The organism is Citrobacter sp. H12-3-2, assembly GCF_009649895.1.
Taxonomy (GTDB): domain Bacteria; phylum Pseudomonadota; class Gammaproteobacteria; order Enterobacterales; family Enterobacteriaceae; genus Citrobacter; species Citrobacter portucalensis.
The window spans coordinates 1,136,171-1,158,810 of record NZ_CP045837.1 but is presented as its reverse complement, the minus strand read 5'-3'; the positions used below and the strand labels follow the sequence as shown (position 1 = coordinate 1,158,810).

Sequence of the window (22,640 nt, the reverse complement as noted above, 5' to 3'; positions counted from 1 at the left end):
GGAGAAAATGACATTATCCCGCGTGAGCGCCATCAACTGGAACAAGATTGAAGATGATAAAGATCTTGAGGTATGGAACCGTCTGACCAGTAACTTCTGGCTCCCGGAAAAGGTCCCGCTCTCCAATGACATTCCGGCCTGGCAAACGTTGAACACTGCCGAACAGAAGTTAACCATCCGAGTTTTTACCGGGCTGACGCTGCTCGACACCATTCAGAATGTTGCCGGAGCACCAGCGTTAATGGCTGATTCGTTAACGCCGCATGAAGAGGCGGTGCTGTCGAATATCAGCTTTATGGAGGCGGTGCACGCCCGTTCATACAGCTCAATATTCTCCACCCTTTGCCAGACCAAAGACGTGGATGCAGCCTACGCCTGGAGTGAAGAAAATACCCCACTCCAGCGCAAAGCGCAGATCGTTTTGACACATTACGCCAGCGACGAACCGTTGAAGAAAAAAATAGCCAGCGTGTTTCTGGAATCCTTCCTCTTCTATTCTGGCTTCTGGTTACCGATGTATTTCTCCAGCCGCGGTAAACTGACCAATACCGCTGATCTCATTCGTCTGATCATTCGTGATGAAGCGGTTCATGGATATTACATTGGTTATAAATATCAAAAAAGTCTGGAGCATATTTCCGAATCCGCACGCGAGGAGTTAAAGAATTTTGCCTTTGACCTGCTGATGAAATTGTATGATAACGAAGCGCGTTATACGGAAGAGTTGTATGCAGAAACCGGCTGGGTGGATGACGTCAAAGCCTTCCTTTGTTACAACGCCAATAAGGCATTAATGAATTTGGGATATGAGGCGCTATTTCCGCCTGAAATGGCGGAGGTTAACCCGACAATCCTTGCCGCGCTGTCGCCCAACGCTGATGAAAACCACGATTTCTTCTCGGGTTCCGGCTCATCTTATGTGATGGGAAAAGCGGTCGAAACCGAAGATGACGACTGGAATTTCTAGCACTCATTTTCACGGGAAATACCGTACATTTTTCGCGGAAATATTTTAACAGGATCACACTTTTGTCGTGCAAATATAATTGTGTGATCTACACTCAATATCAGCCGCATTATTCGCCTGCATTCCAGCAATTCAGGCGATTTTTCATTGCCATTTACAAAAAATATTAACCCGTTCACATTCGCGCTCAGCCCTTATATCACGGGAAGTCCCGCCACTTGGCCTTTGGCAATATTCATGCCACAACCAAATTCAGGGTTGTCTCAGATTCTCAGTATGTTAGGGTAGAAAAAGGTCACTATTTCCATCAGGTAATATATCGATATAAACAAATAACAGGAATCATTCTATTGCATGGCAATTAAATTAGAAGTTAAAAATCTCTATAAGATATTTGGAGAGCATCCCCAGAGAGCCTTCAAATATATTGAAAAAGGACTTTCAAAAGAGCAGATTCTGGATAAAACGGGGCTATCGCTTGGCGTTAAGAACGCCAGTCTGGCCATTGAAGAAGGCGAGATATTTGTCATCATGGGATTATCCGGTTCGGGTAAATCCACAATGGTACGCCTTCTCAATCGCCTGATTGAACCCACCCGCGGACAGGTATTGATTGACGGCGTAGACATCGCCCGGATATCCGATGCTGAGCTTCGCGAGGTGCGCAGAAAAAAGATTGCGATGGTGTTCCAGTCCTTTGCCCTGATGCCGCACATGACGGTTCTCGACAATACGGCATTCGGCATGGAATTAGCCGGCGTAGGTGCGGATGAACGTCGTGAAAAAGCGTTAGATGCGCTGCGCCAGGTTGGTCTGGAGAATTATGCTCACGGCTACCCGGATGAACTTTCCGGGGGGATGCGCCAGCGTGTAGGCCTCGCCCGCGCATTAGCCATTAACCCTGACATCTTATTAATGGATGAGGCCTTCTCAGCCCTCGATCCATTAATTCGTACTGAGATGCAGGATGAACTGGTAAAACTACAGGCGAAGCATCAACGCACCGTGGTCTTTATATCGCATGACCTCGACGAAGCCATGCGCATTGGCGACAGAATTGCCATTATGCAAAACGGTGAAGTGGTCCAGGTCGGCACGCCAGATGAAATCCTGAATAATCCGGCCAATGATTATGTACGCACCTTCTTCCGTGGCGTCGATATTAGCCAGGTCTTTAGCGCGAAAGATATTTCACGCCGTAGTCCCGAAGGTTTGATTCGTAAAAACCCCGGTGTGGGTCCACGTTCTGCGCTGCAATTATTGCAGGACAAAGATCGCGAATATGGTTACGTGATCGAACGCGGCAATAAATTCGTTGGCGTTGTCTCTATCGACTCATTAAAAACAGCGTTAAGTCAGGCGCAAGGTATTGAAGCGGCATTGATCGATGAGCCGTTAGCCGTAGATGCACAAACCCCTCTCAGCGAGTTGCTTTCTCATGTCGGTCAGGCCCCGTGCGCGGTGCCGGTTGTAGATGAGGAACAGCAGTATGTGGGCGTCATTTCAAAACGCATGCTGTTACAGGCTTTAGATCGTGAGGGGGTAAACAATGGCTGATCAAACTAATCCGTGGGACACCACACCAGCGGCCGACTGTGCCGCACAAAATGCTGATGCCTGGAGTACGCCATCAGGCGCACCCACTGACGGTGGTGGCGCGGACTGGCTGACCAGCGCACCCGCGCCGGCACCAGAGCATTTCAATATTATGGATCCGTTCCATAAAACGCTGATCCCGCTTGACAGTTGGGTCACAGAGGGGATCGACTGGGTCGTTACCCATTTCCGTCCGGTCTTCCAGGGCATTCGTGTCCCGGTGGATTACATTCTCAACGGCTTTCAACAGCTGCTGTTGGGTATGCCAGCGCCCGTGGCGATTATCCTGTTCGCGCTGATTGCCTGGCAGATTTCCGGCGTGGGGATGGGCGTTGCTACGCTGATTTCCTTAATTGCCATCGGTGCCATCGGCGCGTGGTCGCAGGCCATGATAACCCTGGCGCTGGTGTTGACCGCGCTGCTGTTCTGCGTGGTGATCGGTCTGCCGATGGGGATCTGGTTGGCGCGCAGTCCACGGGCAGCAAAAATTGTTCGCCCGCTGCTGGACGCCATGCAAACCACACCCGCGTTTGTCTATCTGGTGCCGATTGTCATGCTGTTCGGTATTGGTAACGTCCCGGGCGTAGTGGTGACGATTATCTTCGCCCTGCCTCCAATCGTGCGTCTGACTATTCTGGGGATTAACCAGGTGCCAGCCGATCTGATTGAAGCCTCGCGCTCGTTTGGCGCCAGCCCGCGTCAGATGCTGTTTAAAGTGCAGCTCCCGCTGGCAATGCCCACCATTATGGCTGGGGTTAACCAGACGCTGATGCTGGCACTCTCAATGGTCGTCATCGCGTCGATGATTGCCGTCGGCGGACTGGGTCAGATGGTTCTGCGCGGAATCGGTCGTCTGGATATGGGGCTTGCCACCGTCGGCGGGGTTGGGATTGTGATCCTCGCTATCATTCTCGACCGCCTGACGCAGGCCGTCGGTCGCGACTCGCGTAGTCGTGGCAACCGTCGCTGGTACACCACCGGTCCCGTTGGGCTTATCACTCGCCCTTTCACGAAGTAATTCACCCGTTGCCCGGTGGCGCTGTGCTTACCGGGCCTACAATTCATTAACTTACACAAAATCATTCAAGTTGCATCGCGGCGGCAAACGAATGTATCCCCAGGAGCGTACAAGTAGTACGTGACTGGGGTGCATGAGTGCAGCCAACAAAGAGGCAGCTTGAAGGATGAAGTGTAATAAGGAACAACGATGCGACAGAAAGTAATTATTGCCACAGCGTTTGCCACCCTTGTCTCCACCAGCACTTTCGCTGCCGACCTGCCGGGCAAAGGCATCACCGTACAGCCAATCCAGAGCACTATCTCTGAAGAATCCTTCCAGACGCAGTTAGTCGCCCGTGCGCTGGAGAAACTGGGTTACACCGTTAACAAAACCAGCGAAGTTGACTACAACGTCGGCTATACCTCCATTGCCTCTGGCGATGCAACTTTTACCGCCGTGAACTGGCAGCCGCTGCATGATGATATGTACGCCGCTGCGGGCGGAGACAAAAAGTTTTATCGCGAGGGGGTATTCGTTACGGGTGCCGCACAGGGTTATCTGATCGACAAGAAAACCGCTGAGCAGTATAAAATCACCAATATCGCCCAGTTAAAAGATCCGAAGATCGCCAAAATCTTTGACACCAACGGTGACGGAAAAGCCGATATGATGGGCTGTTCACCGGGCTGGGGCTGTGAAGCAGTAATCAACCACCAGAACAAAGCTTTCGATCTGGAAAAAACCGTCGAGGTCAGCCACGGTAACTATGCGGCGATGATGGCCGACACCATTACCCGCTTCAAAGAAGGTAAACCCATTCTTTACTACACCTGGACACCGTACTGGGTGAGCGACGTAATGAAACCTGGTAAAGATGTGGTCTGGCTGCAGGTGCCGTTCTCTTCCCTGCCAGGCGAGCAGAAAGATATTGATACCAAACTGCCAAACGGCGCCAACTACGGCTTCCCAGTGAACACTATGCATATTGTCGCCAATAAAGCCTGGGCAGAGAAAAACCCGGCTGCGGCGAAACTGTTTGCCATCATGAAGCTGCCGCTGGCGGATATCAACGCGCAGAACGCAATGATGCACGACGGGAAAGCGTCTGAAGCCGACGTACAGGGTCACGTTGACGGCTGGATCAAAGCCCACCAGCAGCAGTTTGACGGCTGGGTGAACGAAGCGCTGGCCGCGCAGAAATAACCCACTCGCAGGCCTGATGAGTGTAGCGCCATCAGGCCAGTAACCGCATAAATGCCGGATGTTGGTGCGATGCGCCTAATCCGGCCTATCCTCCCTCCCCCAATCGCACAATCCATCACTCAACAAATCAGCAACAGTTAATCACTTCCGTTATGATTGTTTTCTGCAACCCATTATTCAGTTGAAAACCATGACGAAAACCACTCAGGGACTTAGCCCTTCGCTGATCCTGTTAATGTCTATCGCCACCGGCCTCGCCGTCGCCAGTAACTATTATGCGCAGCCGCTGCTCGACACCATCGCGCGCAACTTTTCGCTATCTGCCAGTACTGCAGGGTTTATCGTCACTGCGGCCCAGCTCGGCTACGCTGCCGGCCTGCTGTTCTTAGTGCCGCTCGGCGATATGTTTGAACGTCGGATGCTGATTGTCTCCATGACGTTGCTCGCGGCTGGCGGCATGCTGATCACCGCCAGCAGCCAGTCGCTGGGTATGCTGATTCTCGGCACCGCTCTGACCGGGTTGTTCTCGGTAGTGGCACAGATTTTGGTTCCGCTGGCGGCAACGCTTGCCACACCGGATAAGCGCGGGAAGGTTGTCGGCACGATTATGAGCGGCCTGCTGCTGGGTATTCTGCTGGCGCGCACCGTGGCGGGATTGCTGGCGAATCTTGGCGGCTGGCGCACCGTATTTTGGGTCGCATCAGTATTAATGGCGCTGATGGCGGTTGCGCTGTGGCGCGGCCTGCCGAAGATGAAATCCGATACTCATCTTAACTATCCTCAGCTGTTAGGCTCGGTATTCAGCCTGTTTATTCACGATAAATTGCTGCGTACCCGCGCGATGCTGGGCTGCCTGACTTTTGCCAATTTCAGTATCCTGTGGACCTCGATGGCGTTTTTGCTCGCCGCGCCGCCGTTTAACTATTCGGAAGGAATGATTGGTCTGTTCGGTCTGGCGGGTGCCGCAGGGGCATTAGGCGCACGTCCGGCGGGCGGTTTTGCCGATAAAGGTAAATCCCACCTGACCACAACCATGGGGCTGCTATTACTGCTGCTCTCCTGGCTTGCTATTTGGCTTGGGCACGCTTCCGTCCCCATGCTGATTATCGGTATTCTGGTGTTGGACCTCACCGTTCAGGGAGTACACATCACCAACCAGACGGTTATCTATCGCATTCATCCGGATGCGCGTAATCGCCTGACCGCCGGATACATGACCAGCTATTTTATTGGCGGAGCGGCAGGTTCGCTAATTTCAGCCTCCGCCTGGCAGCATGCTGGTTGGGCTGGCGTTTGTCTGGCGGGTACGACCGTTGCCGTACTCAACCTGGTGGTCTGGTGGCGAGGTTTTCACCGTCAGGAAGCCGTAAATTAAGCGTATAGTGCATGTTTACCGCTGATTGGGCTCCACAGGGTGTTAAGGAGCCCATCAGTCTGCTAAGGTTATAACTCATTGAGCCAAGTTATATTAATTTCGGTAATGAAACCTATAACCCTATGGAAAGCCCTGTACCCCAGTCTGAATCCTGTTCGGCAACGTTAACGGAAGGATTCAAAGACAGCCTGCCAATAGTCATCAGCTATATTCCGGTCGCTTTTGCATTTGGTCTCAATGCCACTCGCCTTGGCTTTACGCCGGTTGAAAGCGTCTTTTTCTCCTGCATTATCTATGCGGGAGCCAGCCAGTTTGTCATTACCACCATGCTCGCTGCGGGCAGTTCGCTGTGGGTCGCCGCCCTTACCGTCATGGCCATGGATGTCCGTCATGTTTTGTACGGCCCTTCCCTGCGCAGTCGAATAGCCCAGCGACTGAGTAAACCCAAAAGTGCACTGTGGGCTTTTGGCCTTACCGATGAAGTCTTTGCCGCTGCAACGGCAAAACTGGTCCGGGATAATCGGCGCTGGAGTGAAAACTGGATGATCGGCATCGCACTGTGCTCCTGGGCCTCCTGGGTGTTTGGTACGGTGATCGGCGCGTTTTCCGGCAGTGGTTTACTCAAGGATTACCCGGCGGTTGAAGCGGCACTGGGATTCATGCTCCCGGCGCTGTTTATGAGCTTCCTGCTCGCGTCATTCCAACGTAAACAAGCGCTCTGCGTGACTGCCTCCCTGGCCGGGGCGCTGGCTGGCGTCATGCTGTTTTCCATACCTGCCGCTATCCTTGCAGGTATTGTCTGCGGATGCCTGACGGCGCTCATCCAGTCATTTTGGCAGGGAGGTCCTGATGAGCTATGAGGTTCTGCTACTTGGCCTGTTGGTCGGCTGCGTTAATTACTGTTTTCGCTATTTGCCACTCCGTCTTGGGGTAGGCAATGTTCGCCCGACGAAGCGCGGCGCGACGGGCATACTACTCGACACTATTGGCATTGCATCTATTTGCGCCCTGCTGGTGGTGTCTACCGCACCAGAAGTTATGCACGACGCTCGTCGGTTCGTGCCTACGCTGGTGGGGTTTGTCATACTGGGCGCAAGCTTCTATAAGACCCGCAGCATCATCATTCCAACGTTACTGAGTGCTCTGGGCTATGGATTAGCCTGGAAAATGCTTGTTGGCTTATAGATAAAAACAATCATTTTAAAGAAATAATACATTTACTTTATTTGTCACTGTCGTTACTATATCGGCTGAAATTAATGAGGTTATACCCAAATGGATAGTTCGTTTACGCCCATTGAACAAATGCTAAAATTTCGCGCCAGCCGCTACGAAGAGTTCCCTTATCAGGAAGTGCTTCTGACTCGCCTCTGTATGCACATGCAGGGTAAGTTGCTGGAAAACCGCAATAAGATGCTGAAAGCTCAAGGGATTAACGAGACATTGTTTATGGCGTTGATTACGCTGGAGTCTCAGGAAAACCACAGTATTCAGCCTTCTGAACTGAGTTGCGCGCTTGGCTCGTCACGCACTAACGCCACCCGCATTGCGGATGAGTTAGAAAAACGTGGCTGGATCGAACGTCGTGAAAGCGATAACGATCGCCGCTGTCTGCATCTGCAATTGACCGAGAAAGGCCATGCTTTTTTGCAAGAGGTGTTACCGCCTCAGCATAACTGCCTGCATCAGCTCTGGTCGTCTCTTAGCACCACCGAAAAAGATCAGCTTGAGCAAATTACCCGTAAACTTCTGACCCGTCTTGATCAGATGGAGCAGGATGGCGCGGTGTTAGAAGCGCTGCGCTAACGCGCCGACTCGCTCAGAAATCCAGATTTATAAATGAAAAAACCGACAGGCCAGCACGCATACTGCTGGCCTGTCTGATAAACAGGTCGGCTCAGCCGATGTGAAAAAAATAAGATCGTGGAGAACAACATGAGCGCAAATGCGGAGACTCAAACCCCGCAGCAACCGGTCAAGAAGAATGGCAAACGTAAAAGTATGCTGCTCCTTCTGACCTTGCTCTTTATTATCATTGCCGTGGCATATGGGATTTATTGGTTTTTAGTACTTCGTCATGTCGAAGAGACAGACGATGCGTACGTGGCAGGGAACCAGGTTCAAATCATGGCTCAGGTATCAGGCAGCGTGACGAAAGTCTGGGCTGATAACACTGACTTTGTAAAACAAGGCGATGTGCTGGTCACCCTCGACCAGACAGACGCAAAGCAGGCATTTGAAAAAGCCAAAACTGCGCTGGCTTCCAGCGTGCGTCAGACGCACCAGTTGATGATCAACAGCAAGCAGTTACAGGCAAGCATTGAAGTGCAAAAAACCGCACTGGCGCAGGCACAAAGCGACTTTAATCGCCGAGTTCCGCTGGGCAATGCCAACCTGATTGGCCGTGAAGAGCTGCAACACGCTCGTGATGCCGTCGCCAGCGCTCAGGCCCAGCTTGATGTCGCGATCCAACAATATAATGCTAACCAGGCGATGATTCTGGGTAGCAAGCTGGAAGATCAACCCGCTGTGCAACAGGCTGCCACCGAAGTGCGCAATGCCTGGCTGGCGCTGGAACGTACCAGAATTGTCAGCCCAATGACCGGTTATGTATCCCGTCGCGCCGTACAGCCTGGTGCGCAAATTAGCCCAACCACGCCGCTGATGGCGGTTGTTCCGGCCACTAACCTGTGGGTAGATGCCAACTTCAAAGAAACACAGCTCGCGCACATGCGTATCGGCCAACCGGCGACCGTTATCAGCGATATATACGGCGATGACGTAAAATATACCGGTAAAGTTGTCGGTCTCGATATGGGTACGGGCAGCGCTTTCTCCCTGCTGCCAGCGCAGAACGCAACCGGCAACTGGATCAAAGTCGTCCAGCGTCTGCCGGTACGTATCGAACTGGATGCGCAGCAACTGGCACAGCATCCATTACGTATTGGTTTGTCTACGCTGGTTACGGTAGATACCTCAAATCGTGACGGACAAATTCTGGCAAGCCAGGTTCGTACCACGCCGGTATCAGAAAGTAATGCACGTGAAATCAACCTTGCTCCGGTCAATAAGATGATCGAAGAGATCGTGCGGGCCAACGCGGGTTAATTCAAAGGTGCGTGTGATGCAACAGCAAAAACCGCTGGAAGGCGCGCAGCTCGTCATTATGACGATCGCGCTGTCCCTGGCGACATTCATGCAGGTGCTGGACTCCACCATTGCTAACGTGGCGATCCCCACTATCGCCGGGAACCTCGGCTCTTCACTGAGCCAGGGGACCTGGGTGATCACCTCATTCGGGGTGGCGAACGCTATCTCTATTCCGATCACCGGCTGGCTGGCAAAACGCTTTGGCGAAGTAAGACTCTTTATGTGGTCAACTATCGCCTTCGTCATTGCGTCATGGGCATGCGGGATGTCCACCAGCCTGAACATGTTGATTTTCTTCCGCGTAATCCAGGGTATTGTCGCCGGTCCATTAATTCCGCTGTCACAGAGCCTGTTGCTGAATAACTATCCACCCGCCAAGCGTTCCATCGCCCTCGCGCTATGGTCGATGACGGTGATTGTTGCCCCGATATGTGGTCCTATTCTTGGGGGCTATATCAGCGACAACTATCACTGGGGCTGGATATTTTTTATCAACGTGCCAATCGGGGCTGTGGTGGTATTGATGACACTGCAAACCCTGCGCGGTCGGGAAACCAAAACCGAGCAGCGGCGCATTGACGCCATTGGTCTGGCACTGCTGGTCATCGGTATCGGCAGTTTGCAGATTATGCTCGACCGCGGCAAAGAGCTGGACTGGTTCGCCTCGCAGGAGATTATCATCCTGACGGTGGTCGCCGTTGTCGCTATCAGCTTCCTGATCGTCTGGGAGCTTACCGACGAGCACCCCATTGTCGATCTCTCGCTGTTTAAGTCGCGCAACTTTACCATCGGCTGCCTGTGTATCAGCCTGGCCTATATGCTCTACTTCGGCGCAATCGTACTGCTGCCGCAGCTGTTGCAGGAGGTATACGGCTATACGGCAACCTGGGCTGGTCTGGCGTCAGCGCCGGTTGGGGTGATTCCGGTGATCCTGTCTCCGATTATCGGCCGCTTCGCGCATAAGCTGGATATGCGTCGGCTGGTAACGTTCAGTTTTATTATGTACGCCGTCTGTTTCTACTGGCGTGCGTGGACGTTCGAGCCGGGTATGGACTTTGGCGCATCGGCCTGGCCGCAGTTTATTCAGGGGTTCGCGGTAGCCTGCTTCTTTATGCCGCTAACCACCATTACGTTGTCCGGCTTGCCGCCCGAGCGTCTGGCGGCGGCATCCAGCTTGTCGAACTTTACGCGAACGCTGGCAGGTTCCATTGGCACATCGATTACGACGACAATGTGGACAAACCGCGAGTCGCTGCATCATGCGCAGCTAACGGAATCTGTTAACCCCTACAACCCAAATGCACAGGCTATGTACGATAAGCTGCAAGATTTAGGGATGACGCACCAGCAGGCTTCAGGTTGGATAGCTCAGCAGATCACCAATCAGGGGCTGATTATTTCCGCTAACGAAATCTTCTGGATGTCGGCGGGGATCTTCCTGGTCCTGCTTGGCCTGGTGTGGTTCGCCAAACCGCCCTTCGGTGCGGGCGGCGGCGGCGGTGGCGCACACTAACTATCTGATAAAAGGGATCTGCGGATCCCTTTTTTATTAGACCTACAATCAGAAGTAATATTTGAATCTCAGACGCCCGCCGTAACGCGCATCTTCGCTGTTATCACCATTATTCGGATTGGCCTCTACCCATGAAGCATAGGCACCGAGGTAGATGTTAAAGTTTTTCATATCCATCACATTGGGGAATAAATATGAGGCATGAATAGTGTGAATGTCATAATTGCCGGGATCGGTGATCCAGCAATCGTCCTCACAAACGGCATCGATATTGGTAGCATTGAAAGCTTCGATTTTGTTATGCGCATAGATATAACCCAGTTCAAATCGATGCCACAACGCATTCACCCCAGCAGTAAAATCTGTCTCATCGGTCGCATCCATATAGGCGGTATTCAGGTTAATCACGGCGCCATCTTCCGGGTCCGTTTTTTGACCATTCCAGGTCATGGTAAAACCATAGCCCGTACGATCTGACTGATCGATCCACGTCCCATTTTGGTAATAGCCGTAGGCGTTGTTAACGACGTTACTTTCCATCGCTATCGCCGTTGAAAAACGCCCGTTTTGCCAGGCGATAACCGGACGGACGTAAGCCACGTTTTTATCGTTGGTTAAATCCATTCCGTGGTACTGCTTCTCGGTATATAACATACTGCCATTTTCCAGCAATGTGTTAACTTCGAAATACCAGTTGTCGATGGTTTTGCTCAGCAGGAAGTTCCCCCCGCTGTCGCTACGTCCCCGTCCTTCTTTCATCATATAGATATAGCCGTAACCGTCACTGTAGAGATCGTTCGCTGTATTCCCCGAATATTCAACAAACGTATCCTGATTCAGCGGGAACATATCGTAGGCTTCGAAACGACCAACCTTAATTTTCCAGTCATTCTCACGACCAAAGAAGAAAACGGCATCATCGAGGTTCATTTTTCCGGTCAGGTCCGCCAGAGGCTGTACCGAGAACCCTGCAAAATTACCGTTGTCCCGCCGCTGGTAGCCATCAAAACCCAGCAACAGGCGTCCGTTAATATCCCAGCGTTCATTGGTTCCTGGTGCCCAATCTTTATTCGCTGACGTTCTCGTCGATGTCAGGCTACCGGAACGGCTTGCCGCATCCATATTAAATTCGACATCGCCATAGAACTTAATATCGCTGAAGCCGGATAATGTCAGCTTAGGCGGAGTTTCACCTGCTGCAATCGGCTCGGCAGACTGGACATTCACCGTCGGCGTAGCAGCGACCTGCTGCTGCTTCAGCGAGCGAATTTGCGCCTCAGCATCGGATGCCCGTTTTTCGGCATTAACAACACGTTGCTCCAGTTCAGCCAGACGCTGCTCAATAGTGATATTATTTGCTGCCCAAAGGTTATGAGAAAAGCAAGCACCGATCATCAGCGCTAAATATTTAGCCTTCATTTTCATCCCTAAAGTTTAATGTATACCAGATAAGATTTGATAAAAACCCTATCTACCGGCTATTAAAAGAGTCTTGTTATTACCCGGATATCTGGCGCATTCCATTATGTTTTTCTATTAATTATTTATGTTTTTTAGTTTATGTGATCAATACACTCTGGCATCATTATTTATCCACCTCTTTCTGTTTACCAGATCACATTTTATTATTTAACAGGTCAGGCATCACTTAAATTAAAATGTATTCTCGCCGCAAATATAATAAACGCACATTATATTAAGCAATAAAAAACCCCGGACATAAACCGGGGTTAATTTAAATACTGGAACAGCTAATCAATAAGACTAAATATGCAGTTCCTGCAGTTTCTCTTTCGGTAGCGCCAGCTCTTCATTGCTGTTCACGCGTACATCACGCTCCAGAATATGACGCGCGATATCCTGTGCTTCGCTAAGAGAGTGCATCTGATACGTACCGCACTGGTAAACGTTCAGCTCCGGGATCTGGTTCTGATCCTGTACTTTCAGCACGTCCGCCATTGCCGCTTTCCACGCGTCGGCTACGCGCTGTTCGTCCGGCGTACCAATCAGGCTCATGTAGAAGCCGGTACGGCATCCCATCGGAGAGATATCGATAATCTCAACGCCGTTACCGTTAAGGTGGTTACGCATAAAACCTGCAAACAGGTGTTCCAGCGTATGGATACCTTTCTCAGGCATCACTTCTTTGTTCGGAATGCAGAAACGCAGATCAAACACGGTGATTGCGTCGCCATGCGGGGTGTTCATCGTTTTTGCAACCCGGACCGCGGGAGCTTCCATCCGGGTGTGATCGACAGTAAAACTATCTAACAACGGCATTTAGCCACCTCCGATAAATTTTTTAAAAATAATCTGAACTCTTTGTTCCGGGGCGAGTCTGAGTATATGAAAGACGCGCATTTGTTATCATCATCCCTGTTTTCAGAGATGAAATTTTGGCCACTCCCGAGTGGCCTTTTTCTTTTGTATCAAGCGTGCTTTTCCAGCCACACGCTAAACGGCTCAGTATCAGCCGCTTCGATCTCCTGCTGACGACGCTTTGAAGCCTCGGTTTCAGCAATAAATTCAGCTTCCTGCACTATTTCTAACGGCTCTTCACGCAGCAGATTTCGGTAAGCCTCACCCAACGCTTTGCCCGTGCCGCCAATGCCTTCATCAATCATAGACCGTAGGATCCGGGCAGAGAAAGTCAGTTCAGGATTGTCAAAACAGGCAACCAGTTCATCACAGACCTTCTGATACTCCTCTCCCCCATCGATGCTGTCCAGCGTTTGTGCCACTCGTTTCAGATCGCGGAACAAATCTTTCCCAACCTTCGGCAGCGGGAACTGGGCTGTTTCACAGCCAATACCTAACGTCAGCCCAGGCTTACGCCCTTCGAGAATCACGCGATTCCAGTTTTTACGCGTACACAGCAATTCATCGCTGCTCATTTCCGGGGCATCAGCCAGCGCACACCAGACCATAAACAGATCGAGGAAGCGCACCTGCTGCTCGTCCACGCCGATAGGCGAGAACGGGTTGATATCCAGCGAGCGTACTTCGATGTACTCGATACCGCCACGCAGAAGCGCATCTGATGGCGTTTCTCCACGACGAGTGACGCGTTTCGGGCGAATAGGCGCATACAGCTCATTTTCAATCTGCAGAACGTTGCTGTTGATTTGCAGACGCTTACCGTCTTTCTCCAGACCGATCGCCGCGTACTCCTCGGAAGGCGTCTTAATCGCGCGCTTTAATCCTGCCACATACTCATGCAAATCGTTAAACGTAATTCCGAGATTGCTTTGCGACTTATTGGTATAGCCCAAATCACTCAGACGCAGCGACGTTGCGTACGGCAGGTAATACATCCCACAGTCGGTTTTTTCAAACGGCAGAGTTGTCGGTTTTCCTTGCAGGAATGAGGAACAAATGGCCGGAGAGGCACCAAACAAATACGGGATCACCCAACCAAAACGGTAGTAGTTGCGGATCAGACGGAAGTAGCCCGCGGAGATCTTCTCTTTAGCATCCTCACCTTCGGTTACACCGCATTTCGCCTGCCAGAAAGCCATAGGCAGCGAGAAGTTGTAGTGTACGCCCGAGATTGTCTGCATCAACGCGCCATAGCGGTTTTTGAGGCCTTCACGGTACAGCGTCTTCAGGCGACCGGTATTCGACGTACCATACTGCGCCAGTTCGATATCCTGACCTTCGGCAATATAGCAAGGCATGCTCAACGGCCACATACGCTCGTCGCCAAGGTTTCTGGCGGTATAACGATGTAAGTCGCGCATGAACGTGAGCATTTTCTCAATGTCATCACCGGGTGGAGTAATGAACTCCAGCAATGCTTCGGCAAAGTCAGTGGTTATCCACTTATGCGTTAGCGCTGAGCCTAACACCTCAGGATGGCCTGTCGTTGCTAATGACCCATCTGCATTAACACGCAGCGTTTCGCGCTCCAGACCACGTTGAATCCCCTTTAACGCCTGAGGATGGTTTTCCAGCCAGGCCAGCGCCTGTGATACGTCCGGGATCAAATTGACCTCCCGCCTGTCAAAATCGTTTTAATTAGCATAATGGTATTGGTTACCCTGAAGGCTATCCCACAACACAATTAGTGCCACCACATAATGCCTTGTGTCGTAACCGCTGCGACAACAACATAGCGCAGCGCCTTGCCAAGGCATAAGAAAAAGAGAACTGGGCCCCACGAGATGCGCATCCACCCGGCTAACAGGCACAGCAAATCCCCCACAACCGGCATCCAGCTTAATAATAGTGTGACAGCGCCATAGCGCCGCAGCCAGCCAGTGGCTTTTTCTTGCCAGCGCGATGTTTTACGCAATGGAAAGAAACGCCCAAGGATAACGTTAGTTAACCCTCCAAGGCTATTACCCATTGTTGCTGTTAAGACTAAGACCCAGGGATGACTGACCCCGGAAACCAACAAAGCAACCAGAACAACTTCAGAATTGCCGGGTAATAGCGTGGCACTGAGAAAACTGCTGGCAAACAGTGACAGGAGCGACAGTCCATCACTCACAATAACCGGACATCCACGGCATCCATTCCCGCGGCATGCGCCGCCTGTATTCCAAAATCGGCATCTTCAAACACGATGCAACGAGCCGGAACAACCCCCATACGTTCGGCACAAAGCAAAAACGTATCAGGAGCCGGTTTATGGTGTTGTACGTGATCGGCTGCGACTACAGCATCAAAATAGCGACGCAGACCAAGGTGAGCGAGCAGCGCTTCTGCAATTGCGCTTTCACTACCCGTACCTACCGACATAGGACGACGACCATGCCAGGCTTTCACGACATCAACCAACGGTAAAGGCTGGACGCTATCCAGCAGCATGCTTCTCACCTTGTCAGTTTTTTCACGTGCCAGTGCATGAGGATCAAGATCGGCATGGTTTAATTCAATTACCGATTGCGCAATACGCCACGTTGGGGAACCATTGAGAGCGACCATGGCATGTTCATCAAACCGTAGTCCATAATGCCCCAATACCTCATGCCACGCCTTACGATGCGTAGGCTCGGTATCCAGGATGGTACCATCCATATCAAAAATCAAACCCGCATAACGTTCGTACATCGTCTTCTCACAAGCCGAGTGACCAGACGTTATTTTATCGTAATTGATTGATTTTGTCGCTGACAGCGAATTGAGGGGTGTTCAGAGAGTATGTGGAAATGATTTAGAGGGAGGGACAAGATGGTGCATCCGGGAGGATTCGAACCTCCGACCGCTCGGTTCGTAGCCGAGTACTCTATCCAGCTGAGCTACGGATGCATCGGGAATTGCTGATTACTACTGATACTGCGAAGAAGATAGTGCATCCGGGAGGATTACTCGGTTGCGCCTCGCCCTGCGGGCCGTTGCTGAAGCAACGTTATCCTCCCTGGTGCTCGCGATTATCTCTCAGACCATGAAACAACAGTTTCGCTGTTATCTCGGAGAATATGGTGCATCCGGGAGGATTCGAACCTCCGACCGCTCGGTTCGTAGCCGAGTACTCTATCCAGCTGAGCTACGGATGCATCGGAAAACTTGCTTTACTGCCGATATTGATATCGTGATAAGCGATATCAAGTAAGAGATGGTGCATCCGGGAGGATTACTCGGCTGCGCCTCGCCCTGCGGGCCGTTGCTAAAGCAACGTTATCCTCCCTGGTGCTCGCGATTATCTCGCAGACCATGAAACAACAGTTTTGCTGTTGCCTCGGAGAAGATGGTGCATCCGGGAGGATTCGAACCTCCGACCGCTCGGTTCGTAGCCGAGTACTCTATCCAGCTGAGCTACGGATGCATCAGGGAAACTTACTTTACTGCAGATTTGATGTCGCTGCTAAAGCGCTATCAAGTAATATGGTGCATCCGGGAGGATTCGAACCTCCGACCGCTCGGTTCGTAGCCGAGTACTCTATCCAGCTGAGCTACGGATGCAAATGGCGGTGAGGCGGGGATTCGAACCCCGGATGCAGCTTTTGACCGCATACTCCCTTAGCAGGGGAGCGCCTTCAGCCTCTCGGCCACCTCACCAACACGCCTCTTGCGAGTGCTTCGAAGAACTTGTTTCTGCTCATCGTCGCTGCGTGGCGCACATATTACTTTCTGGGACTTATAAGTCAAACAATTTTTCCAGAGCTTTTATCGTTTGCACATTTCACGCGCAATTAGTCTGCAAAAACGGCAAAAAGAGTGTTTTATCAACAGATAAATTGGCAATTTCCTGAAGGAGTGAACAAACGGAAACTTCGCAGGAAAAGGCATTACGCGCAGTGGAATCGAAAAAATGGGGAAGACGAAGAAGAAAAGAGAAGAGAAGAGAAGAGAAGAGAAGAGAAGAAAAAGAGTAACTCAATCAGGTTGCGCCTCACCAGAAAGGTGAGACGCGAAAACCTTAGTAACTGGACTGCTGGGATTTTTCAGCCTGGATACGCTGGTAGATCTCTTCACGATGGACAGAAACTTCTTTCGGGGCGTTTACGCCAATGCGCACCTGGTTGCCCTTCACCCCTAAAACTGTCACGGTGACCTCATCGCCTATCATGAGGGTCTCACCAACTCGACGAGTCAGAATCAGCATTCTTTGCTCCTTGAAAGATTAAAAGAGTCGGGTCTCTCTGTATCCCGGCATTATCCATCATATAACGCCAAAAAGTAAGCGATGACAAACACCTAAGTGTAAGCAGTCACGGCATCACATTCTGTTAAACCTAAGTTTAGCCGATATACACAACTTCAACCTGACTTTATCGTTGTCGATAGCGTTGATTCAAACGCTGCGGATTGAAGTCCGCAGCGTCGACTTACGCTTATAATTATTACAGTTTTGCGCTGACCCAGCCTTTCACACTGGCTAACGCTGCAGGCAGAGCCGCTGCATCCGTACCACCGGCTTGCGCCATGTCCGGACGACCGCCACCCTTACCGCCGACCTGCTGAGCGACCATTCCAACCAGTTCCCCTGCTTTCACGCGATCTGTCACGTCCTTAGACACACCCGCAATCAGAGAAACCTTACCTTCCACTACCGTTGCCAGAACGATAACGGTAGACCCCAGTTGATTTTTCAGATCATCAACCATGGTACGCAACATTTTCGGCTCAACGTCCGCGAGTTCGCTGACCAGCAGCTTCACGCCGTTGATATCAACCGCTTTGCTGGAAAGATTTGCACTCTCCTGCGCCGCAGCCTGTTCCTTCAATTGCTGCAATTCTTTTTCCAGTTGACGTGTACGCTCCAGCACGGAACGAACTTTGTCACCGATATTCTGGCTATCGCCTTTCAGCAGCTGCGCAACATCGCTTAAGCGATCGCTCTCAGCATGCACGGTTTGGATAGCACCTTCACCGGTTACGGCTTCAATACGACGAACGCCTGCCGCAGTACCTGACTCGGACACAATGCGGAACAGACCGATATCACCCGTACGGCTGGCGTGAGTACCGCCACACAGTTCGGTAGAGAAATCACCCATGCTCAGAACGCGCACATGGTCGTCATATTTCTCGCCAAACAGTGCCATTGCGCCTTTGGCTTTTGCCGCTTCGAGATCCATGATGTTCGTTTCAATCGGCAAGTTGCGACGGATTTGCGCGTTCACCAGATCTTCAACGGCACGGATTTCAGCAGGCTTCATCGCTTCGGTATGAGAGAAGTCGAAGCGCAGCAGTTTATCGTTAACCAACGAGCCTTTCTGTGCCACATGTGTGCCCAGAACCTGGCGCAGCGCTGCGTGCATCAGATGCGTTGCGGAGTGGTTCAAACGAATACGCGCACGACGGGCTTCATCCACATCAGCCTGTACCGCATCACCAATTTTCAGAGAACCCGCAGACAGCTTGCCGATGTGACCGATAGCCTGGCCATATTTCTGCGTGTCGCTAACGGCAAACGCGAAGCCTGCGCCTTTCAGCTCACCCTTGTCGCCAACCTGACCACCAGATTCCGCATAGAACGGCGTCTGATCCAGTACGACAACGGCATCCTGACCTGCGTTAATTGCGTCTACCGCTTTACCATCAACAAACAGCGCGGTCACTTTGCCGTTCAGTTCCAGGTGCTCGTAGCCTTTAAATTCAGAGGCGCCATCAACGCGAATCATCGCATTGTAGTCTGCGCCGAAGCCGCTGGCTTCACGCGCACGACGGCGCTGTTCTTCCATTGCAGCTTCAAAGCCCGCTTCATCAACCTTAATGTTACGCTCGCGACAAACGTCTGCCGTCAGGTCAACCGGGAAACCGTAGGTGTCATACAGACGGAATGCGGTTTCGCCATCCAGCGTATCGCCAGACAGTTTTGCCAGTTCTTCGTCCAGCAGCGCCAGACCACGCTCCAGAGTACGCGCAAACTGCTCTTCTTCGGTTTTCAGAACCTGTTCAACCATAGCCTGCTGACGCTTCAGTTCTTCACCTGCAGAGCCCATGACGTCCACCAACGGACCAACCAGCTTGTAGAAGAAGGTATCCTTCGCGCCCAGCATGTTGCCATGACGTACCGCGCGACGAATGATACGGCGCAGCACATAGCCACGGTTTTCATTCGACGGCACAACGCCATCGGCAATCAGGAATGCACAGGAACGGATATGGTCGGCGATAACGCGCAGAGACTTGTTGCTCAGATCGGTTGCGCCAGTGACTTTCGCCACGGATTCAATCAGTGAGCGGAACAGGTCGATTTCATAGTTGGAGTTAACGTGTTGCAGCACGGCCGCAATACGCTCCAGACCCATACCGGTATCCACGGACGGTTTCGGCAGCGGTTCCATGGTGCCGTCAGCCTGACGGTTGAACTGCATGAAGACGATGTTCCAGATCTCAATGTAGCGATCCCCATCTTCTTCTGCGCTTCCCGGAGGTCCACCCCAGATATGGTCGCCGTGGTCGTAGAAAATTTCGGTACATGGACCGCAAGGACCGGTATCACCCATCTGCCAGAAGTTGTCTGAAGCATAAGCCGCACCTTTGTTATCACCGATACGGATGATACGTTCGCGCGGAATACCGACTTCTTTTTCCCAGATTTCATAGGCTTCATCGTCAGTTTCATAGACGGTTACCCACAGACGCTCTTTTGGCAGGGCAAACCAGTTTTCACCGGTCAGCAGTTCCCATGCATATTGAATAGCGTCGTGTTTGAAGTAATCGCCGAAGCTGAAGTTGCCCAGCATTTCGAAGAAAGTGTGGTGACGTGCAGTGTAACCGACGTTTTCCAGGTCATTGTGCTTACCGCCCGCACGTACACAACGCTGCGAGGTGGTTGCGCGGGAATAATTACGCTTGTCGAGGCCAAGGAAAACATCCTTGAACTGGTTCATCCCGGCGTTGGTAAACAACAAAGTAGGGTCATTGTTCGGTACCAGGGAGCTGCTGGCAACTACCTGGTGTCCTTTACTATGGAAAAAATCGAGAAACGCCTGACGGATCTCAGCGGTGCTCTTGCTCATAATTATCCTGAAGAAATCAAGCTAACGAAATGTCATTACCAGCATCGGCACGCAAACTGCGCCTCTGGCAATCGAAAAGTGGGAATAAGATAAGTTTTCTTTACTGGGAAGTAAAATCCCGTATGCGGTCAATCGTCAAAATTTCGCCATATTGCCTGAATATCTTCCATCAGATAGCCGCGATAGAGCAAAAAACGCTGGACCTTTATCTTATCTGAAAAATCGACAGGTAAAGGTTCACCGTACTTACGAATGGCCTGCTCGCGTGCAAGCACTGCCCAGTCAATTTCGCACTCACGCATGGCCCGCTCGATAGCTTCACGTGCGATCCCTTTTTGGTTTAATTCCTGGCGCACTCGGGCTGGTCCATAACCTTTGCGGCTACGGCTGGCGATAAACTGCTGCACGAAACGATCATCATCCAGATAACGACTTTCAATACACCAGGCGATGACCTTGTCGTAATCCTCCGGCGTGGCATCAATTTCTTCTGGTCCATTTTTCCCCATCACCGGAGCGGCCAGCTTGCGCCGCAGTTCCTGCTCGCTGTGGTCGCGCATCGCCAGAATGCGTACGGCGCGGTCAAGCAGTCGGGAATAAGCGGAACGGCGGGAAGTTGCTTCTGTCATAGTAAGCCTTCAGAAATGAAAAAGGGCTGCATGATATGCAGCCCTTTACTATATGTGATTCACAACATGCGATTCAAAACAGATTATCAGAAATCTTCGTTCGTTTCTTTTACGTCTTCGCCGCTGTCATCAACGGAGAAATCAGGCGTTGAATCCTGGTTATTGAGCAGTAACTCACGTAATTTCTTCTCAATTTCTTTCGCAGTTGCCGGGTTTTCTTTCAGCCAGTTGGTCGCATTCGCCTTACCCTGACCGATTTTCTCACCGTTGTAGCTGTACCATGCACCGGCTTTTTCAATCAGCTTCTCTTTCACGCCCAGGTCAACCAGTTCGCCGTAGAAGTTGATGCCTTCACCATAAAGGATCTGGAATTCAGCCTGTTTGAACGGCGCTGCAATTTTGTTTTTCACAACCTTAACGCGGGTTTCGCTGCCGACCACATTGTCGCCTTCTTTCACCGCGCCAATACGACGGATATCCAGACGAACAGACGCATAGAATTTCAGGGCGTTACCACCGGTGGTGGTTTCCGGGTTACCAAACATAACGCCAATCTTCATACGGATCTGGTTGATGAAAATCAGCAGCGTGTTGGACTGCTTCAGGTTACCGGCCAGCTTACGCATCGCCTGGCTCATCATACGCGCCGCAAGGCCCATGTGAGAGTCGCCAATCTCACCTTCGATTTCTGCCTTCGGCGTCAATGCGGCAACGGAGTCGACAACGATAACGTCAACCGCACCGGAGCGCGCCAGCGCATCACAGATTTCCAGCGCTTGTTCACCGGTATCCGGCTGAGAACACAGCAGGTTGTCGATATCAACGCCAAGCTTACGGGCATAGACCGGATCCAGCGCGTGTTCCGCATCGATAAATGCACAGGTTTTACCTTCACGCTGTGCAGCGGCAATAACCTGCAGGGTCAGCGTTGTTTTACCGGAGGATTCAGGCCCGTAGATTTCGACGATACGGCCCATTGGCAAACCGCCCGCGCCCAATGCGATATCCAGAGAAAGCGAACCGGTGGAGATAGTTTCCACATCCATGGAGCGGTCTTCACCCAGGCGCATGATGGAGCCTTTACCGAATTGCTTTTCGATCTGACCCAGCGCTGCAGCCAACGCTTTCTGTTTGTTTTCGTCGATAGCCATTAATTACTCCTGTCATGCCGCTTTCGGGTTAAACCGCGAAACGTGATAGATAATGTTCTGTTGAGGCAATTATACTGTATGCTCATACAGTATCAAGTATTTTGTAGAAATTGTTGCCACAGGGTTTGTAACGCGTAGACGGTCGCCTGTCGACGTACCGCGTCGCGATCGCCGCTGAAGCATTCCCGACGCGTAATCCCCTCGCCGCTCGCGCTGGCAAAGGCGAACCATACGGTACCCACGGGCTTTTCTTCACTGCCGCCATCCGGCCCGGCAATACCGCTGATCGAGACCGCGAAATGCGCGCGGGCAGCTTTTAGCGCGCCAATCGCCATCTCCACCACCACAGGCTCGCTCACCGCCCCATGCTGGGCCAGCGTCTCTTCGCGCACGCCAATCATCTGTGCTTTGGCTTCGTTGCTGTAGGTCACAAACCCGCGTTCAAACCAGGCGGAGCTTCCGGCAATATCCGTAATCGCTTTGGCCACCCAGCCGCCGGTGCAGGACTCCGCCGTCGTAACGGTCGCCCCACGCGCTTTCAGCGCCAGGCCAACCTGCTCACTTAACTGCATCAGTTCACTGTCGGTCATTTCAGCCTCTGTCAGTTAAAAAATATGCCGGACAAGATAGCACTTTCATA

20 protein-coding genes and 5 tRNA genes are annotated in these 22,640 nt (G+C 51.7%); 10 read left to right on the top strand and 15 right to left on the bottom strand.

What is annotated here, in order from left to right; translation table 11 throughout:
- The first annotated feature begins 7 nt into the window (after positions 1 to 7).
- The 10 genes from nrdF to emrB all read left to right on the top strand — a co-directional run bounded on the left by nrdF (position 8) and on the right by emrB (position 10,804).
- Positions 8 to 967, top strand: a complete 960-nt coding sequence (nrdF, locus tag GHC22_RS05530) for a class 1b ribonucleoside-diphosphate reductase subunit beta (RefSeq protein WP_153752400.1) — start codon at positions 8 to 10, stop codon at positions 965 to 967.
- A gap of 354 nt (positions 968 to 1,321) precedes the next feature.
- On the top strand, positions 1,322 to 2,524 hold the full coding sequence (gene proV / locus GHC22_RS05525) for a glycine betaine/L-proline ABC transporter ATP-binding protein ProV (RefSeq protein WP_003825980.1): 1,203 nt from the start codon (positions 1,322 to 1,324) through the stop codon (positions 2,522 to 2,524).
- Entirely contained in the window at positions 2,517 to 3,581 is a 1,065-nt protein-coding gene (proW, locus tag GHC22_RS05520; protein ID WP_153752398.1) for a glycine betaine/L-proline ABC transporter permease ProW, read from the top strand. Before proV ends, proW begins: the two co-directional genes overlap by 8 nt.
- A gap of 189 nt (positions 3,582 to 3,770) precedes the next feature.
- Positions 3,771 to 4,766, top strand: coding sequence for a glycine betaine/L-proline ABC transporter substrate-binding protein ProX (gene proX / locus GHC22_RS05515; protein WP_003825976.1), 996 nt, complete (start codon positions 3,771 to 3,773; stop codon positions 4,764 to 4,766).
- Between the two features lie 190 nt (positions 4,767 to 4,956).
- Positions 4,957 to 6,141 carry an MFS transporter gene (locus tag GHC22_RS05510; protein ID WP_032944707.1) on the top strand — a complete coding sequence of 395 codons (1,185 nt, stop codon included), beginning with the start codon at positions 4,957 to 4,959 and terminating at the stop codon, positions 6,139 to 6,141.
- A gap of 122 nt (positions 6,142 to 6,263) precedes the next feature.
- Positions 6,264 to 7,001 carry an AzlC family ABC transporter permease gene (locus GHC22_RS05505; protein ID WP_003825971.1) on the top strand — a complete coding sequence of 246 codons (738 nt, stop codon included), beginning with the start codon at positions 6,264 to 6,266 and terminating at the stop codon, positions 6,999 to 7,001.
- The gene (gene ygaH, locus GHC22_RS05500) at positions 6,991 to 7,326 is read left to right on the top strand and encodes an L-valine transporter subunit YgaH (protein ID WP_003825969.1); all 336 of its coding nucleotides are present in this window, start codon (positions 6,991 to 6,993) and stop codon (positions 7,324 to 7,326) included. Before GHC22_RS05505 ends, ygaH begins: the two co-directional genes overlap by 11 nt.
- 90 nt (positions 7,327 to 7,416) lie before the next feature.
- On the top strand, positions 7,417 to 7,947 hold the full coding sequence (gene emrR / locus GHC22_RS05495; RefSeq protein WP_003037300.1) for a multidrug efflux transporter EmrAB transcriptional repressor EmrR: 531 nt from the start codon (positions 7,417 to 7,419) through the stop codon (positions 7,945 to 7,947).
- A 129-nt stretch (positions 7,948 to 8,076) separates the two neighbouring features.
- Positions 8,077 to 9,249: a multidrug efflux MFS transporter periplasmic adaptor subunit EmrA gene (emrA, locus tag GHC22_RS05490; protein WP_003825968.1), complete on the top strand. Its 1,173-nt coding sequence runs from the start codon at positions 8,077 to 8,079 to the stop codon at positions 9,247 to 9,249.
- Between the two features lie 16 nt (positions 9,250 to 9,265).
- Positions 9,266 to 10,804 (top strand): multidrug efflux MFS transporter permease subunit EmrB, encoded by a 1,539-nt coding sequence (gene emrB / locus GHC22_RS05485; protein ID WP_003825966.1) that lies wholly within the window; start codon positions 9,266 to 9,268, stop codon positions 10,802 to 10,804.
- A 48-nt stretch (positions 10,805 to 10,852) separates the two neighbouring features.
- Here emrB and GHC22_RS05480 read toward each other — a convergent pair whose 3' ends face one another.
- The 15 genes from GHC22_RS05480 to pncC form a co-directional block, all read right to left on the bottom strand.
- The gene (locus tag GHC22_RS05480; protein ID WP_153752397.1) at positions 10,853 to 12,223 is read right to left on the bottom strand and encodes a carbohydrate porin; all 1,371 of its coding nucleotides are present in this window, start codon (positions 12,221 to 12,223) and stop codon (positions 10,853 to 10,855) included.
- A gap of 345 nt (positions 12,224 to 12,568) precedes the next feature.
- Entirely contained in the window at positions 12,569 to 13,084 is a 516-nt protein-coding gene (gene luxS / locus GHC22_RS05475; RefSeq protein ID WP_003037312.1) for an S-ribosylhomocysteine lyase, read from the bottom strand.
- Between the two features lie 149 nt (positions 13,085 to 13,233).
- On the bottom strand, positions 13,234 to 14,790 hold the full coding sequence (gshA, locus tag GHC22_RS05470; protein ID WP_032944711.1) for a glutamate--cysteine ligase: 1,557 nt from the start codon (positions 14,788 to 14,790) through the stop codon (positions 13,234 to 13,236).
- A gap of 77 nt (positions 14,791 to 14,867) precedes the next feature.
- Positions 14,868 to 15,296: a YqaA family protein gene (locus tag GHC22_RS05465; RefSeq protein ID WP_003825961.1), complete on the bottom strand. Its 429-nt coding sequence runs from the start codon at positions 15,294 to 15,296 to the stop codon at positions 14,868 to 14,870.
- Positions 15,293 to 15,859: a fructose-1-phosphate/6-phosphogluconate phosphatase gene (yqaB, locus tag GHC22_RS05460; RefSeq protein ID WP_048236634.1), complete on the bottom strand. Its 567-nt coding sequence runs from the start codon at positions 15,857 to 15,859 to the stop codon at positions 15,293 to 15,295. The genes GHC22_RS05465 and yqaB overlap by 4 nt, the downstream gene beginning before the upstream one ends.
- Positions 15,860 to 15,980: 121 nt before the next feature.
- A tRNA-Arg gene (locus GHC22_RS05455) sits at positions 15,981 to 16,057 on the bottom strand.
- Positions 16,058 to 16,228: 171 nt separating this feature from the next.
- Positions 16,229 to 16,305 (bottom strand) — tRNA-Arg (locus tag GHC22_RS05450).
- Between the two features lie 192 nt (positions 16,306 to 16,497).
- Positions 16,498 to 16,574: transfer RNA gene (locus tag GHC22_RS05445), tRNA-Arg, on the bottom strand.
- Positions 16,575 to 16,634: 60 nt separating this feature from the next.
- A tRNA-Arg gene (locus GHC22_RS05440) sits at positions 16,635 to 16,711 on the bottom strand.
- Positions 16,712 to 16,714: 3 nt separating this feature from the next.
- A tRNA-Ser gene (locus GHC22_RS05435) sits at positions 16,715 to 16,807 on the bottom strand.
- A gap of 361 nt (positions 16,808 to 17,168) precedes the next feature.
- Positions 17,169 to 17,354: a carbon storage regulator CsrA gene (csrA, locus tag GHC22_RS05430; protein WP_000906486.1), complete on the bottom strand. Its 186-nt coding sequence runs from the start codon at positions 17,352 to 17,354 to the stop codon at positions 17,169 to 17,171.
- Positions 17,355 to 17,592: 238 nt separating this feature from the next.
- A complete protein-coding gene (alaS, locus tag GHC22_RS05425; protein ID WP_103285682.1) occupies positions 17,593 to 20,220 on the bottom strand; it encodes an alanine--tRNA ligase in 2,628 nt (875 codons plus the stop codon).
- A gap of 128 nt (positions 20,221 to 20,348) precedes the next feature.
- Positions 20,349 to 20,849: a recombination regulator RecX gene (gene recX / locus GHC22_RS05420; RefSeq protein ID WP_008785618.1), complete on the bottom strand. Its 501-nt coding sequence runs from the start codon at positions 20,847 to 20,849 to the stop codon at positions 20,349 to 20,351.
- A gap of 86 nt (positions 20,850 to 20,935) precedes the next feature.
- Complete coding sequence (gene recA / locus GHC22_RS05415) at positions 20,936 to 22,000, bottom strand: recombinase RecA (protein ID WP_003037330.1); 1,065 nt, start codon at positions 21,998 to 22,000, stop codon at positions 20,936 to 20,938.
- 92 nt (positions 22,001 to 22,092) lie between these two features.
- Entirely contained in the window at positions 22,093 to 22,590 is a 498-nt protein-coding gene (pncC, locus tag GHC22_RS05410; RefSeq protein WP_048225249.1) for a nicotinamide-nucleotide amidase, read from the bottom strand.
- Between the last annotated feature and the right edge of the window lie 50 nt (positions 22,591 to 22,640).

Excerpts from the sequence above, each read along its gene's own strand:
- nrdF (WP_153752400.1), top strand. The coding sequence starts at position 8 with ATGACATTATCCCGCGTGAGCGCCATCAACTGGAACAAGATTGAAGAT.
- proV (WP_003825980.1), top strand. The coding sequence starts at position 1,322 with ATGGCAATTAAATTAGAAGTTAAAAATCTCTATAAGATATTTGGAGAG.
- proW (WP_153752398.1), top strand. The coding sequence starts at position 2,517 with ATGGCTGATCAAACTAATCCGTGGGACACCACACCAGCGGCCGACTGT.
- proX (WP_003825976.1), top strand. The coding sequence starts at position 3,771 with ATGCGACAGAAAGTAATTATTGCCACAGCGTTTGCCACCCTTGTCTCC.
- GHC22_RS05510 (WP_032944707.1), top strand. The coding sequence starts at position 4,957 with ATGACGAAAACCACTCAGGGACTTAGCCCTTCGCTGATCCTGTTAATG.
- GHC22_RS05505 (WP_003825971.1), top strand. The coding sequence starts at position 6,264 with ATGGAAAGCCCTGTACCCCAGTCTGAATCCTGTTCGGCAACGTTAACG.
- ygaH (WP_003825969.1), top strand. The coding sequence starts at position 6,991 with ATGAGCTATGAGGTTCTGCTACTTGGCCTGTTGGTCGGCTGCGTTAAT.
- emrR (WP_003037300.1), top strand. The coding sequence starts at position 7,417 with ATGGATAGTTCGTTTACGCCCATTGAACAAATGCTAAAATTTCGCGCC.
- emrA (WP_003825968.1), top strand. The coding sequence starts at position 8,077 with ATGAGCGCAAATGCGGAGACTCAAACCCCGCAGCAACCGGTCAAGAAG.
- emrB (WP_003825966.1), top strand. The coding sequence starts at position 9,266 with ATGCAACAGCAAAAACCGCTGGAAGGCGCGCAGCTCGTCATTATGACG.
- GHC22_RS05480 (WP_153752397.1), bottom strand. The coding sequence starts at position 12,223 with ATGAAGGCTAAATATTTAGCGCTGATGATCGGTGCTTGCTTTTCTCAT.
- luxS (WP_003037312.1), bottom strand. The coding sequence starts at position 13,084 with ATGCCGTTGTTAGATAGTTTTACTGTCGATCACACCCGGATGGAAGCT.
- yqaB (WP_048236634.1), bottom strand. The coding sequence starts at position 15,859 with ATGTACGAACGTTATGCGGGTTTGATTTTTGATATGGATGGTACCATC.
- csrA (WP_000906486.1), bottom strand. The coding sequence starts at position 17,354 with ATGCTGATTCTGACTCGTCGAGTTGGTGAGACCCTCATGATAGGCGAT.
- alaS (WP_103285682.1), bottom strand. The coding sequence starts at position 20,220 with ATGAGCAAGAGCACCGCTGAGATCCGTCAGGCGTTTCTCGATTTTTTC.
- recX (WP_008785618.1), bottom strand. The coding sequence starts at position 20,849 with ATGACAGAAGCAACTTCCCGCCGTTCCGCTTATTCCCGACTGCTTGAC.
- recA (WP_003037330.1), bottom strand. The coding sequence starts at position 22,000 with ATGGCTATCGACGAAAACAAACAGAAAGCGTTGGCTGCAGCGCTGGGT.
- pncC (WP_048225249.1), bottom strand. The coding sequence starts at position 22,590 with ATGACCGACAGTGAACTGATGCAGTTAAGTGAGCAGGTTGGCCTGGCG.